The sequence below is a fragment of the Pseudomonas sp. PNPG3 genome (genome assembly GCF_023093815.1).
GTDB lineage: Bacteria > Pseudomonadota > Gammaproteobacteria > Pseudomonadales > Pseudomonadaceae > Aquipseudomonas > Aquipseudomonas asiatica.
In genome coordinates this window covers 1-13,836 of record NZ_JALLKV010000025.1, presented here as the reverse complement: position 1 = coordinate 13,836, position 13,836 = coordinate 1, and the positions used below count along the sequence as shown (strand labels likewise).

Annotated in this window: 14 protein-coding genes; 6 read left to right on the top strand and 8 right to left on the bottom strand. The window is 62.2% G+C overall.

All coding sequences use genetic code 11. The features are described from left to right. Positions 1-70 precede the first annotated feature (70 nt). The 3 genes from MJ643_RS17210 (at position 71) to MJ643_RS17200 (ending at position 3,029) form a co-directional block, all read left to right on the top strand. Entirely contained in the window at positions 71-943 is an 873-nt protein-coding gene (locus MJ643_RS17210; RefSeq protein ID WP_013973543.1) for an urea transporter, read from the top strand. A gap of 45 nt (positions 944-988) precedes the next feature. Continuing rightward, positions 989-1,810 carry an ion transporter gene (locus MJ643_RS17205; protein WP_013973544.1) on the top strand — a complete coding sequence of 274 codons (822 nt, stop codon included), beginning with the start codon at positions 989-991 and terminating at the stop codon, positions 1,808-1,810. Positions 1,811-2,027: 217 nt separating this feature from the next. Continuing rightward, complete coding sequence (locus tag MJ643_RS17200; protein ID WP_013973545.1) at positions 2,028-3,029, top strand: sulfate ABC transporter substrate-binding protein; 1,002 nt, start codon at positions 2,028-2,030, stop codon at positions 3,027-3,029. A gap of 124 nt (positions 3,030-3,153) precedes the next feature. Here the strand turns inward: MJ643_RS17200 and MJ643_RS17195 are convergent, their stop codons facing one another. Further along, positions 3,154-4,080: a class I SAM-dependent methyltransferase gene (locus tag MJ643_RS17195; RefSeq protein WP_024087446.1), complete on the bottom strand. Its 927-nt coding sequence runs from the start codon at positions 4,078-4,080 to the stop codon at positions 3,154-3,156. A 145-nt stretch (positions 4,081-4,225) separates the two neighbouring features. Further along, entirely contained in the window at positions 4,226-5,122 is an 897-nt protein-coding gene (locus MJ643_RS17190) for a DMT family transporter (RefSeq protein ID WP_024087447.1), read from the bottom strand. Positions 5,123-5,256: 134 nt separating this feature from the next. Between MJ643_RS17190 and MJ643_RS17185 the strand changes: the two genes are divergently transcribed. The 3 genes from MJ643_RS17185 to MJ643_RS17175 all read left to right on the top strand — a co-directional run bounded on the left by MJ643_RS17185 (position 5,257) and on the right by MJ643_RS17175 (position 8,529). Then, complete coding sequence (locus MJ643_RS17185) at positions 5,257-5,694, top strand: Lrp/AsnC family transcriptional regulator (protein WP_003260363.1); 438 nt, start codon at positions 5,257-5,259, stop codon at positions 5,692-5,694. A gap of 557 nt (positions 5,695-6,251) precedes the next feature. After that, entirely contained in the window at positions 6,252-7,784 is a 1,533-nt protein-coding gene (locus MJ643_RS17180; RefSeq protein ID WP_013973549.1) for an NCS1 family nucleobase:cation symporter-1, read from the top strand. Positions 7,785-7,800: 16 nt separating this feature from the next. Continuing rightward, on the top strand, positions 7,801-8,529 hold the full coding sequence (locus tag MJ643_RS17175; RefSeq protein ID WP_013973550.1) for an aspartate/glutamate racemase family protein: 729 nt from the start codon (positions 7,801-7,803) through the stop codon (positions 8,527-8,529). Between the two features lie 203 nt (positions 8,530-8,732). Here the strand turns inward: MJ643_RS17175 and MJ643_RS17170 are convergent, their stop codons facing one another. From MJ643_RS17170 to MJ643_RS17145, 6 genes are all read right to left on the bottom strand, one after another. After that, positions 8,733-9,392 carry a hypothetical protein gene (locus MJ643_RS17170; protein ID WP_013973551.1) on the bottom strand — a complete coding sequence of 220 codons (660 nt, stop codon included), beginning with the start codon at positions 9,390-9,392 and terminating at the stop codon, positions 8,733-8,735. 238 nt (positions 9,393-9,630) lie between these two features. Next, on the bottom strand, positions 9,631-10,137 hold the full coding sequence (locus tag MJ643_RS17165; RefSeq protein WP_023661660.1) for a hypothetical protein: 507 nt from the start codon (positions 10,135-10,137) through the stop codon (positions 9,631-9,633). Between the two features lie 289 nt (positions 10,138-10,426). Then, positions 10,427-10,765 carry an FKBP-type peptidyl-prolyl cis-trans isomerase gene (locus tag MJ643_RS17160; protein ID WP_013973553.1) on the bottom strand — a complete coding sequence of 113 codons (339 nt, stop codon included), beginning with the start codon at positions 10,763-10,765 and terminating at the stop codon, positions 10,427-10,429. A gap of 112 nt (positions 10,766-10,877) precedes the next feature. Continuing rightward, positions 10,878-11,285, bottom strand: a complete 408-nt coding sequence (locus tag MJ643_RS17155; RefSeq protein ID WP_024087448.1) for a GFA family protein — start codon at positions 11,283-11,285, stop codon at positions 10,878-10,880. Positions 11,286-11,378: 93 nt separating this feature from the next. Beyond that, positions 11,379-12,167: a PhzF family phenazine biosynthesis protein gene (locus MJ643_RS17150; protein WP_023661667.1), complete on the bottom strand. Its 789-nt coding sequence runs from the start codon at positions 12,165-12,167 to the stop codon at positions 11,379-11,381. 50 nt (positions 12,168-12,217) lie between these two features. Continuing rightward, positions 12,218-13,156 carry a 2-hydroxyacid dehydrogenase gene (locus MJ643_RS17145; protein WP_013973556.1) on the bottom strand — a complete coding sequence of 313 codons (939 nt, stop codon included), beginning with the start codon at positions 13,154-13,156 and terminating at the stop codon, positions 12,218-12,220. Between the last annotated feature and the right edge of the window lie 680 nt (positions 13,157-13,836).

Sequence of the window (13,836 nt, the reverse complement as noted above, 5' to 3'; positions counted from 1 at the left end):
ACACACAACTGCGGAAAACCCGAGGCCCAAAGAGGCCCACCGCGCCCCATCAACCTCACTGACTGCCCCGATGTACACCAAAAATTTCGTCAACCCGTGCCCCGACTGGGCCACGGCGTTACTCAACGGCTTCAGCCAGGTGCTGCTGCTGCGCAACCCCCTGTGCGGCCTGTGCTGCCTGCTGGCCATCCTGCTGACCGCCCCCGGCCTGGTCGGTGGCGCCCTGCTCGGCGCCCTGGCCGGCCTGCTCACCGCCCAGGCTCGCGGCTACGACCGTGCCGACCGCCAAGCCGGCCTGTACAGCTACAACGGCGTGCTGATCGGCATCCTGATCAGCGCCGTGCTGCCCTGGTCGGTCATCCTGCCGCCACTGATCATCGCCGCTGGCGGCCTGTCCAGCATCATCACCCACCAGTGGCGCAAGCGCGGCGGCAAGCTGCTGATCGCCTACACCGCACCCTTCGTCCTGCTTGGCTGGGCCGTATTGCTGATCGCCAGCCCCTCGCCCAGCGGCTTCGTCGAAGCCCAGCCGCTGTACGCGTTGGCGCGCGGCGTGGGCCAGATCTTCCTGCTCGACCAGCCCCTGGCCGGCCTGCTGATCGTCATCGGCATGTTCATCGCAAACCCTTATGCCGCAATGTGGGCGGTGATCGGCTCGGCCATCGGGGGCGGCGTAGCGCTGCTCGCGGACCAGGCACAGGCAGCGTGGATGGGCCTTTACGGTTTCAACGCTGCGCTGGCGGCACTCGCGTTCAGTAGACAAGGTGAAAAGCCGTGGCTGACAGTGCTGGCCATCACCCTGGCCCTGCTACTGCAACCACTGTTCAAGCTGCTACCGGTGCCCGGCCTGACCGCGCCCTTCGTCGCCGCCTGCTGGCTGATGCACCTGGGCAACCACCTGGCCCAGCCCGGGCAGCGTGACGCCAGCCGCTTGCACAGCTGAAGTGCAGCCCCTAGGCTCAGCCCATCGCTTTTGTGGAACGAGCCAATGAACAACCCTGCGAGCCTGCGCGAGCAGCTCTACATCATCGTCTTCCAGACCGATACCGTGGCTGGAAGACGCTTCGACAAGATCCTCCTGCTGATCATCCTGGCCAGCCTGGTGACGGTGATACTCGACAGCATCGACGAAGTGCACCAGGGCTACGCCGGCCTGCTGGCCGGCATCGAGTGGGGCTTTACCGCGATCTTCCTGGCCGAGTACCTCACCCGCCTGTACTGCTCGCCCAAGCCTTTGCGCTACGCATTCAGCTTTTATGGCCTGGTCGATCTGCTGGCGATCGTGCCGGGGATCATCGCGCTGTACTACAGCGACGCCCAGTACCTGCTGATCATCCGCGTGATACGGATGCTGCGGATCTTCCGTGTGCTCAAGCTCAGCCCCTACCTCAAGCAGGCCCATTACCTGATGGAGGCGCTGCGCGGCAGCAAGCAGAAGATCATCGTGTTCCTGGTGACGGTATCGACCCTGGTGACGGTGTTCGGCACCTTGATGTATGTGATCGAAGGGCCGGAGCATGGCTTCACCAGCATTCCCAAGGGCATCTACTGGGCCATCGTTACCCTGACTACGGTAGGCTTTGGCGACATCGTGCCGAAGACCCCGCTGGGGCAGGTGCTGTCGTCGCTGGTGATGATTACCGGTTATTCGATCATCGCCGTACCGACCGGGATCTTTACCGCCGAGCTGGCCAATGCCATGCGCGGGGAGCAGCTGCAGCATGATTGCCCGACTTGCAGCAAGAAAAGCCATGAGCATGGCGCGGCGTTCTGTTCGCGGTGCGGGAATGTGCTGTTTCCCAAACAATGATTCCGCCTGTTCCGGCCCTATCGCCGACAAGCCCGCCCCCACAGGATCACCACAGGCCCAAACCCTGCGCGGTCCCTGTAGGAGCGGGCTTGCCCGCGAAGAGGCCAGCACAGGCAGGAGCATAAACAAAGTCGTTTTTGTTCTTTAACCCGCGCAAACCCACCCGCTATAGTCGCTGGCAATCTGCCCCAATAACCTTCAAGAACAAGGAAGCAACGTGAAAAAACTCTTCACCGCCTCGCTGCTCGCCGCAGGCCTTACCTTGGGCAATTTCGCCCAGGCTGCCCCCACCCTGCTCAACGTTTCCTACGACGTGATGCGCGACTTCTACAAGGATTACAACCCGGCCTTCCAGAAGCACTGGGAAGCAGAGCACAACGAGAAGGTCAACGTGCAGATGTCCTTCGGCGGCTCGAGCAAGCAGGCGCGAGCGGTGATCGATGGCCTGCCGGCCGATGTCATCACCATGAACATGGCCACCGACATCAACGCCCTGGCCGACAACGGCAAGCTGGTGCCGGACAACTGGGTAACCCGCCTGCCGAACAACAGCGCGCCGTTCACCTCGGCCACTGTGTTCATCGTGCGCAAGGGTAACCCCAAGGCGTTGAAAGACTGGCCCGACCTGCTCAAGGATGGCGTGCAGGTAATCGTGCCCAACCCAAAGACCTCGGGTAACGGCCGCTACACCTACCTGTCGGCCTGGGGCTATGTGCTCAAGCAAGGCGGTGATGAAAACAAGGCCAAGGACTTTGTCGGCAAGCTGTTCAAGCAGGCGCCGGTGCTGGACACCGGTGGCCGCGCCGCCACCACCACCTTCATGACCAACCAGATCGGCGACGTGCTGGTGACCTTCGAGAACGAAGCCGAAATGATCGCCCGCGAGTTCGGCCGCGACCAGTTCGAAGTGGTCTACCCGAGCGTGTCGGCCGAAGCCGAGCCACCGGTCACCGTGGTCGACAAGGTAGTGGCGAAGAAAGGCACCCAGGCCGCGGCCGAGGAATACCTGAAGTACCTGTGGTCGCCAGCCGCCCAGGAAATCGCCGCACAGAACTACCTGCGCCCGCGCGATGCGACGGTACTGGCCAAGTACACCGACCGCTTCCCGAAAGTGGACTTCCTGTCGGTGGAGAAGACCTTCGGTGACTGGCGCACCGTGCAGAAGACCCACTTCAATGATGGTGGGGTGTTTGACCAGATCTACACCAACAATCAGTAATTGATGTAAGCCTTACCTGCCTCTTCGCGGCTAAAGCCGCTCCCACAGGAACCCCACAGCCCTCAGGTTTTGCGCTGTACTTGTGGGAGCGGGTTTACCCGCGAAGAGGCCAGCAAGGGCAACATCAGGCCTGACGGAATACCAGGGCCTTCAAGCCCCCCGCCGGGTCCACGTCAGGAAACTCCGGTGGGTTCTCCAGCCGCTCGACGAATTTCAGCGACGGCGCCTGCTCCGCCATCCCCTCGATCAGAAACTCTGGCCCGATGCCCGGGTCGTTCACGCATGCCAGCACCGTCCCGCCCTCACTCAACAACTCCGGCAAGCGCCGCAGGATCTTCGCGTAATCCTGGGTCAGCACAAAGCTGCCGCGCTGGAAGGTCGGCGGGTCGATGATGATCAGGTCATAAGGCCCGTACTTGCGCACCTTGCCCCACGACTTGAACAGCTCGTGCCCCAGGTACGCCACCCGCGACGCATCGTGGCCATTGAGGCGGTGGTTGTCGCGGCCCCGGGACAACGCCGACTTGGCCATGTCCAGGTTCACCACCTGCTCGGCGCCACCGGCAATCGCCGCCACCGAGAAACCGCAGGTGTAGGCGAACAGGTTCAGCACGCGCTTGCCCGCCGCCTGCTCGCGCACCCAGCGCCGACCATAGCGCATGTCGAGGAAAAGGCCATTGTTCTGCCGCACGCCCAGGTCCAGCAGGTAGGTCAGCCCATCCTCGACCACCTCGCGCTGCTGGCACGGTTCGCCCAGCAGCCACTGGCCCGGGCTGTCGGGCAGGTAGCGATGCTGGAGAAGGATGGCTTGACCAGTCCACTGTGGACGCTCGGCGAGAGTACGCAGCATGGCCTCCAGTTCGGCCAGCTGGCCTTGCGCCGGCTCGCGAAACAGGGCGACCGACAGCACGCCTTGCAGCCAGTCCACGGTGACCTGCTCCAGGCCCGCCCAGCAGCGGCCGCGGCCGTGGAACAGGCGGCGGGTTTCCTGCGGGGCAGGGTCGAGGGCGGCGAGCAGGTGTTGCTCCAGAGTCTGGATCGGCGAAGTCATCATGGGTCGCAAGCTGGTAAAAGCGGCATTCTACCTTGCGGGCCCTTTCGCGGGTAAACCCGCTCCCACAGGATCACCACAGGCCCGAACCGTGTGCAGCACCTGTGGGAGCGGGTTTACCCGCGAAAGGGCCCGCAAGACCACCTCATTCCTCTGCCACAACCCGCGCTGGCCGGAACCACCACCCCTGCTGCATCCCCGCCGCCGCCAGCAGGATCAACGCCACCCCCAGCCACTGCAAGGGTGCCAGTCGGTGCCCGAACGCCACCCAGTCCACCAGAATCGCCGCAATCGGGTAGATGAACGACAGTGCCCCGGTCAGCGCCGTGGGCAAGCGCTGGATGGCGCTGTACAGCAACACATACATCAACCCGGTGTGCACCATGCCCAAGGTCACCAGGCTGGCCAGCGCCGGCACTTCACCCGGCAACCCGCCAAGCTTGACCCACGGCGCCAGCAACAGCACACCCGTGGCCACCTGGATCAGCGCGATCAGGTGCGGTGGCGTGCCACTCAGGCGCTTGATGATCAACGCCGCGATGGCATACAGGAAGGCCGCCCCCAGCGCCAGCGCAATGCCCAGCAAATAGTCCTCACCGCCACCCTGCCCCGCGCCATGGGCACTGACAATGGCCAGCATGCCGAGGAACGCCACGCTCAGCCAGGTAACTTTGGCCAGGGTGATCTTCTCGCCCAGGAACACCGCCGCCAGCCCCACCAACATGAACGGCTGTACGTTGTACACCGCCGTGCCGATGGCAATCGACGCCCGCGAGTAGGAGGCGAACAGCAGCACCCAGTTGCCGACAATGGCCACACCGCTGGCAATCGCCAGCAGGAACGCCGTGCGGCTGATCACGCCCGGCCGCAGGAAGCCGAACCCCGCGCAGATCGCCAGCAAGGTCACGGCACCGAACACGCAGCGCCAGAACACCACTTCGAGCACCGGCTGGCCTGACACCAGCACGAACCAGCCGATGGTCCCGGAAATCAGCATGGCGGCAACCATTTCCAGCGAGCCACGACGCAATGAACTGTCCATCTCAAACCTCCTGTTGACGATGGCAACAGTATGCAAAGGTTGCTGCCCGGCCTTCCAGCGCATAACGAAGGAAGATTGGCCAGTTTGCCTTTACTATCAAGGCAAATCACGCGAATAACCTGATTGAGGTGACCATGACCGATGCCATCGACCAACTGCTGATCAACGCGCTGATGGAAGACTCGCGCCGCTCGCTCAAGGCCCTGGCGCAAATCAGCGGGCTGTCTTCCCCCAGCGTCAGCGAACGCCTTCGCCGGCTGGAGGAACGCGGCGTGTTGCGCGGCTACACCGTAGAGGTCGACCCGCGTGCCTTTGGCTACCAGCTGCAGGCCATCGTGCGCATCCGCCCGCTACCCGGGAAGCTGCAGGAGGTGGAACGGCAGATCATCGCCATTCCCGAATTCACCGAGTGCGACAAGGTAATCGGCGAAGACTGCTTCATTGCCCGCCTGCATGTTCGCTCGATGGAGCAACTGGACACCCTGCTCGACCGCCTCTATACGGTGGCCGAAACCAATACGGCGATCATCAAGAAGACACCGGTCAAGCGGCGGTTGCCGCCGATGGATTGAATCTGCCTGTGCGGGCCTCTTCGCGGGTAAACCCGCTTCCACAGGATTTCGACCGACCTGAATGCTACGGGGTACTTGTAGGAGCGGGTTCACCCGCGAAGAGGCCAGCACAGAAAAAAGCTGACTAATTTTTGTACACAAGAATGTCACCTTAAGTGCCATTTTTGTGTGCACTTTCCAAGATTGCGCCCCAATAGGTTACACACTTCCCACAAATTATTCTGACCAAACGATCAACTAAGTTACCTTCGCGAAATTTAAATCTGTTCATTTGGTCAACTTATACTCTCTTCATCTCATGAAGTTACAACTCAAAAATATAAGTTCAAAATGATGGCCAACTAAAGTTTGCTTTTTCCTTGGCATGGAACTCGCTTTTGTGTGTTCGTGTTTTGTATACAAACTAAGCAAAACATAAATACACAAGAACCCGCGACGCCGACCCAACATCGGCCGCCGCGCCCCAAACCCTGAGATGCCAACGCTGCACCGACGAGATGGCGAGCCCGTGCGCATGCCCGCTCATCGCAGTCCACGTGCATCAGGAGCCCGCCGGAATGAGTACCAGCTTCGACCTTGCCCCTGAACTATCCGTCGCCAGCACCCACCCCGCGTCCACTCTCGCCGGCAGCCAGCCGGAACTTGCCCTGAGCCCGCGCCTGCATAACCGCGACCTCGCTCCGACGCGCATCGAAGGCCGCCGCTGGGGCGGCTACAGCATCTTTGCGCTGTGGACCAACGATGTGCACAACATCGCCAACTACTCGTTCGCCATGGGTTTGTTCGCCCTCGGCCTGGGTGGCTGGCAGATCCTGCTGTCGCTGGCCATCGGCGCGGCGCTGGTGTACTTCTTCATGAACCTGTCCGGCTATATGGGGCAGAAGACCGGCGTACCGTTCCCAGTCATCAGCCGCATCGCCTTCGGCATCCATGGTGCGCAGATTCCGGCGCTGATTCGTGCGGTCATCGCCATCGCCTGGTTCGGCATCCAGACCTACCTGGCTTCGGTGGTGCTGCGCGTGCTGCTCACCGCTGTATGGCCGCAAATGGCAGCCTACGACCACGACAGCATCCTCGGCCTGTCGAGCCTGGGCTGGGTGTGCTTCGTGTCGATCTGGCTGGTACAGCTGGTGATCCTGGCCTATGGCATGGAGATGGTGCGCCGCTACGAGGCCTTTGCCGGCCCGGTGATCCTGCTGACCGTCGCCGCCCTGGCGGTGTTCATGTACTTCAAGGCCGACGCCCGCATCGCCTGGTCGGTTGCCGAACCGCTGACCGGCTACGAGATGTGGCGCAACATATTTGCCGGCGGCGCGCTGTGGCTGGCGATCTACGGCACCCTGGTGCTGAACTTCTGTGACTTCGCCCGCTCCTCGCCATGCCGCAAGACCATCCGCGTCGGCAACTTCTGGGGCCTGCCGGTGAACATCCTGGTATTCGCCGTGATCACCGTGGTGCTGTGCGGCGCGCAGTTCCAGATCAACGGCCAGATCATCGACAGCCCTACCCAGATCGTCGCCGCCATCCCCAGCACAGCGTACCTGGTACTGGGCTGCCTGGCCTTCCTGATCGTCACCGTGGCGGTGAACATCATGGCCAACTTCGTCGCCCCGGCCTTCGTCCTCAGCAACCTGGCACCGCGTCACCTGAACTTCCGCCGCGCCGGGCTGATCAGCGCCACCCTGGCAGTGCTGATCCTGCCGTGGAACCTGTACAACAGCCCGCTGGTGATCGTGTATTTCCTGTCCGGCCTGGGTGCCCTGCTCGGCCCGCTGTACGGGGTGATCATGTCCGACTACTGGTTGCTGCGCAAAGGCTGCATCAACGTGCCGCAGCTTTACAGCGAAGACCCGGCCGGCGCCTACCACTACACCAAGGGCATCAACCTGCGCGCGGTGGCCGCCTTCGTGCCGGCCGCACTGCTGGCCATCGTCCTGGCCCTGGTGCCCAACTTCCATGGCGTGGCGCCGTTCTCCTGGCTGATCGGTGCCGGCATCGCCGCCGCCCTGTACCTGCTGATCGCCCCACGCAAACGCCAATACCACGACGTCAGCGGCGAATGCATCGCCGTTGACCACAGCAGCCATTGACCAGGGAGGACTACCCATGCGCATTCTGATCGCCAACGTCAACACCACAGAAGCCATCACCGAAGCCATTGCCGAACAGGCCCGTGCGGTGGCAGCGCCCGGCACGGAAATCATCGGCCTCACCCCATGGTTCGGTGCCGAGTCGGTGGAAGGCAACTTCGAAAGCTACCTGGCCGCCATCGCGGTGATGGACCGGGTGCTGGCCTACGAAGGCCCTTATGATGCCGTGATACAGGCGGGTTACGGCGAACATGGCCGCGAAGGCTTGCAGGAACTGCTGAACGTGCCGGTGGTGGACATCACCGATGCAGCCGCCAGCACGGCGATGTACCTGGGCCATGCCTACTCGGTGGTGACCACCCTGGACCGCACCGTGCCGCTGATCGAAGACCGCCTGAAGCTCTCCGGCCTGTATGACCGCTGCGCATCGGTGCGGGCCAGCGGGCTGGCGGTGCTGGAGCTTGAAGCCGACCCACAGCGCGCCGTGGAGGCGATTGTCGAGCAGGCGGAACGCGCGGTGGCTGACGACAAGGCCGAGGTGATCTGCCTGGGTTGCGGCGGCATGGCCGGGCTGGACGAGCAGATCCGCCAGCGCACCGGCGTGCCGGTGGTCGACGGCGTGAGCGCGGCGGTAACCATGGCCGAATCGCTGGTGCGCATGGGCTTGAGTACCTCCAAGGTCCGTACCTATGCCACGCCACGGGTGAAGAAAGTGGTGGGTTGGCCGATGCGGTTCGGGCGTTAGGAGTCTTTCGCCTGTCCTGGCCTCTTCGCGGGTAAACCCGCTCCCACAGGGACCGCATTGCTCTCAAGGCCTGCGCAGTACTTGTGGGAGCGGGTTTACCCGCGAAGAGGCCGGTCCTGTCGAAGCATCATTCTGGTCAACCGCTGTGTACACAACTTCATCGTCACTCTGTACAGGCTTCCCGGCAGAACAGTACCAGCGGATCAGGTCGGGCAGCTATGCGCACCATCATTCAGGCCCTGACGCACATTGCGGCTGAGCAGGCTGGCCTTGCCGTCGTGCCAGGTCAGGGTCAGGACGTAGAGGGTGTCGAAGTCGTCGCCGCTCCAGTCCTCGGTGATCACCCGCTTTTCACCGAGGGCCTTGCCAGCCACGGCATTGATCAGGTCAGGGAGGTATCCATGCGACCAGGCGGTGTACACGGTCGCGTTACGGTACTTGTCGCGCAGCAGCTCTTCGGCCAGCGCGTCGGTGTCGTTGGCGCCATAGTCGATGTTTACCGGCAGGCCCAGGCGAATGGCGCTGGGTGTGATGGTCATCAGCGGGCGAATGTAGCTGTAGCTTTGGTCCTTGCTGCCTTCCTCGACATGCCGCGAGGGGTTGGCAGCGAACACGTAGTCGGCCTTGCCAAAGCGCTCGGGCAGCACGGTAGCCAGGTCCAACGCACGGTTGAGGCCCTGGCAGTTCAACTGGCCCAGCCCCTCGCCCGGCTTCTCGGCGTGGCGCAGGAACACAAGGGTCTGGGTGCCATCCACCGGTTGCGCCCGGCTTTCGACAACTTCCAGCGCCAGCGGTACGGCTATGGTTGCAAGCGTCAGGCTCAGCAACCAGTGACGACGACGGAAGAATGTTGGCAACTTCATCAAAACAGGCCCATGTGGCAGAAAGAATCGGGTAGACCCGCCACATCACCCCGCCAACAGCACCGCGGGGCATCCTTGTAGTGAATGCCGTCCTTGGCAACGAGTCAGGGTGAGAGTGCCCTGAACCCGTTTGGTTCCTCCCTGGAGGTGGATGCCGTTCCCTAGGCAAGGCTTAGATTAGAGGATGGGTGTTGCTGAAATGTGTCCGTTCGTTACTCGTTGCTCTCGCTGATTACCGTTACGGTGGCCCGGCTGCTTGTTCCATAGAGACAGAGTCGAGAATGGTTACATCAAATACCTGCTCGATAACCTGCTTTGGGCCTTGATTCAGACTCCAGGTGAAGAACACCAGAAAGCCCAGCAAAAACACGAAGAGAATCGAGCCCACGAGACTTTGTGCCAAACCCAACCAAAATCCTGGCTTGGCCTGCCTGACTTCGCTGCTTGCTTTATCGAAATAGTACTGTTCAAGCTCCACTGCTTGCGCCGCGATCGAGGCATCAAGAAAGCCCTGAGCAAGCTGGCTGGCCTGATTGCGGTAGCTCTCGATCTGCGAGGGGCTGTTGCTGACATCATGGAAAGGGGCCAAGTCTTCATCCTTCGGCTCCCGGTCATGCTTTATCTTGAAAGCCTGGATAAACTCGATTTTCTGCCTCTTGTACAACGAATAGGCAATGATACCGAGTGTATCTTGCTCATTCTCCACAAGCACCGAGTATATGTGGTTGTAACAGCCATCGGCCATATGGCTCTTACCCTTTGCGCAGGCGGGAATACGCAGCCTCGAATGCTGCCTTCAGTTCCGAACGGGTCTTTCGGGAGTTGGTAACCACACTCGCCAGTTCGCGTGGTAACGAGATTTCCATTCGCGCGCCTGATGCCACCAACAGCGCGTTCGCTTTGCGTACCACCCGTGAGGAAAAATGCGATTTCATGGATAGGCTACCCTCTTCACTCAGTGAGTCTGCAAGGTTAGCCATACCCGGGCGGCACCTCAATCAGACACTGGCCGACAGCGCGTGTAGTCCTTTTCCTCAATCCTCCCGTGTCAGCACTTCCAGCAATTCGATCTCGAAGGTCAAATCCGAATTCGGCGGAATCGCCCCCACGCTGCGTTCGCCATAGCCCAGGTGCGCCGGTACCAGCAACTTGCGCTTGCCGCCAACGCGCATACCCATCAGGCCTTGATCCCACCCCTTGATTACCCGACCAGTGCCGATCACGCACTGGAACGGCTTGCCGCGCGACCAGGACGAGTCGAACTCGCTGCCGTCGGCCAGCCAGCCGGTGTACTGGGTGGTGATCAGGGCGCCTTTGACGGCGGCTTTGCCATCCCCCTCCACAAGGTCGATGATCTGCAGTTCTTGGCTCACGGGGCATACTCCAACGCTGGAAACAAAGCCGCCCTTTTCTCAGGAATGCACCGGTTTGGCAAGTTCGCGTGGCGTTTCGTGCTGGCGCATCGATCACAGCACGCCGCCTGAATCAGCCGAGCTGCTCGAAGGCTTCCTGGCCAGTCAGTTCCTTGGTCTGGTTGGCGAAGCAATACCAGGCGGGTTTCTGTTCGACGAAGATCTGCAAGTCGAAATGCCATTCCTGGTCGCCGTCGAGCAGGCCGACCGGCACGGCGTGGAAGTCATTGGCCTTGAGCCGGTAGTACAGGTGCGTGCCGCACTGGCCGCAGAAGCCGCGCTGGGCCCAATCGGAAGACTCATAGACGCTGGGTGCGCGCCCTTCGATCACCGGTGGCTGGCTACAATGCACCACCAGCAATGGGCCGCCGGTCCATTTGCGGCACATGCTGCAGTGGCAGGCGCTGATATCGGTATTGTCGACGGTGACCTTGAGCCGGGTGGCGCCGCACAGGCAGGTGCCGTGTTTTTCCAGGGTCATGGCTGGCTCCTTCAGCGGAAGATGGGCCAGCAAGTATAGATGCCTGTACCGGCCTCATCGCCGGCACAGGCAGCACAAGACAGTTGCCCGAGGTCAGATGTACACCGTACCGCGCAGGTACAACGCCGCCCGCCCGCTGATGATCACCCGGCCATTACCCGGCACTTCGCACTGCAGCTGCCCTTTGCGCCCCCCACCCTGCTCGCAGCTCAGCACGCTCCTACCCAGCCGCTCTGCCCATATCGGCGCCAGCGAGGTGTGCGCCGAGCCAGTCACCGGGTCTTCGTTCACGCCGACCCGTGGGCCGAACCAGCGGGTGACGAAATCAAAGCCACGGCCTGCTGCGGTAACGGCGATACCGCGCACATCGAAAGCCGACAGGGCAACGAAATCCGGCTTCAGGGTGTCGAGCAACAGGGCGTCATCGATCACCACCACATAGTCGTCACTGCGGTACAGCGCCTGTGCCTGGCCAAGGCCCAGCGCCTGCAACAGGCCCGGCAGCATGTCCACGGCGACCGGCTGCTTGGCCGGGAAGTCCATGGCCAGCAGCCCGTCGGCGTTACGGCTGACCCGCAGCTCGCCACTGCGGGTGTTGAAACGCAGCACCTGCACCTGCTCGCCCAGCTGTTCGAACAGCACATAGGCCGAGGCCAGGGTGGCATGGCCGCACAGGTCGACTTCCACGGTCGGGGTGAACCAGCGCAGGTCGAAGGTTTCGCCGTTGCGCACGAAGTAGGCGGTTTCCGACAGGTTGTTCTCTTCGGCAATGCGCTGCAGCACGTCGTCCGGCAGCCAGCTTTGCAGCGGGATCACTGCCGCCGGGTTGCCCCCGAACGGTTCGGCGGAAAACGCATCGACCTGGAAGATTTCAAGTTGCATGCACACACTCCTTGTTGCCCGATCGCTGCCAGGCAGATGTATGAAAATGGTTACTGGCGTACCGGGGTCAACACGGCTTCGCCGGCAAAGAACGCCTGCAGGTTGCGCAGCACCAGGGTCACCGTGTCGCGCGCCGCCTCCGGCGACTGGCCGGCCACGTGGGGGGTGAGCACGGTGTTGCCAAGGGCCTTGAGGGCATCGGGTACAGCCGGCTCGTCGTCGAACACATCCAGTGCCGCACCAGCCAGTTGGCCATGCTGCAGCGCGGCCACCAGGGCCTGGGTGTCGACCACGCTGGCACGGGCGATGTTCACCAGGTAGCTCTCGGCCCCCAGGGCCTCGAGCACCTGCGCATCGACCAGATGGCGAGTATTGGCACCGCCGGGGGTGGCCACAACCAGGATGTCGACGGCATCGGCCAGGTGCTGCGGGCTGTCGTACCAGGTGTACGGCACATCCTGGCGCGGCGTGCGGCTGTGGTAGCTGACGGGCATGGCGAAGCCCAGATGGGCGCGCCTGGCGATGGCCAGGCCCACCGCACCAAGGCCGAGAATGCCCAGGCGCTTGCCACTCACCGAGGGGCTGATCACCCGGTTCCATTCGCCCCGGCGGATACTGGCATCGGCGCGGGGAATGTCGCGCAACAGCGCCAGCAGCAGGGCGAGGGTGTGGTCGGCGACTGCCTCGGCATTGGCCCCGGCGCCGTTGGTAACCGTGATGCCGCGCGCAGCGGCGGCGGCCAGGTCGACCTGCTCGTAGCCGGCACCGATCACGCAGATGATCTGCAGTTTGGACAGCGTGTGGATTTCGCTGGCAGTCAGGCCCAGCGGGCCGCGGGTGAGCACGGCATCGATTTCATGGCCATGGCGCTGGATGGCCTGGGCCCGCAGTTGCGGCGAAGGGGCGCGGATCAAACGGTAGCCGGCCTGCTCCAGCATGGGCAGGTAATCATCGACGGTTTCCACCAGCACCAGGACTGTCTTGTGCATGCCACCTCCGGGTCAGTTCGAGGCGACATTATGCGGAGTCACCGGCCAGTACAGTCAACCGAAATAAAGAAGTGAAACTGCACTGTTCTGTTCTGCTCTGCACTGTTCTGCACTGTTCTGCTCTTGATCTTGATCTTGATCTTCGCGACTTCAGGAGGCCGAGCAGAGGTCTTGTGGAGGGAGGTGACGGGCATGGATGCCCGTCAAGCGCTGAGGCCCCATGGATGGGGCCTGCAGCGCGTACTCCCGGGAGCAAGACCGGCGCGAGGGAACCCCGGAGCGCAGCGCAGGGGCCGGATGATGGGAGCGCAGCGTTTTTTGGTTACTTTTTGCCGCGTTTGGCAAAAAGTGACTCGCCGTAAGGGCGAAAAGGTGAGTAAGCGTCGCCATCGTAAATGGACTATGCGCGAGATCAAGACCAGTACTTTTCCGCTCTTCGCTCTTCGCTCTTCGCTCTTCGCTCTTCGCTCTTCGCTTTCAAGCGTGGGCATCAACAACAAGGTCAACATTCATTTTCGAAGGTGGCGCTTAATCACCTTTCCGCCCTTACGGCGGGTCACTTTTTGTCAAACGCGACAAAAAGTAACCAAAAAACGCTGGCTCCTATCATCCGGCCCCTACGCTGCGCTCCGGGGTCCCCTCGCTACGGGCCTGCTCCCGGGAGTACGCGCTGCAGGCCC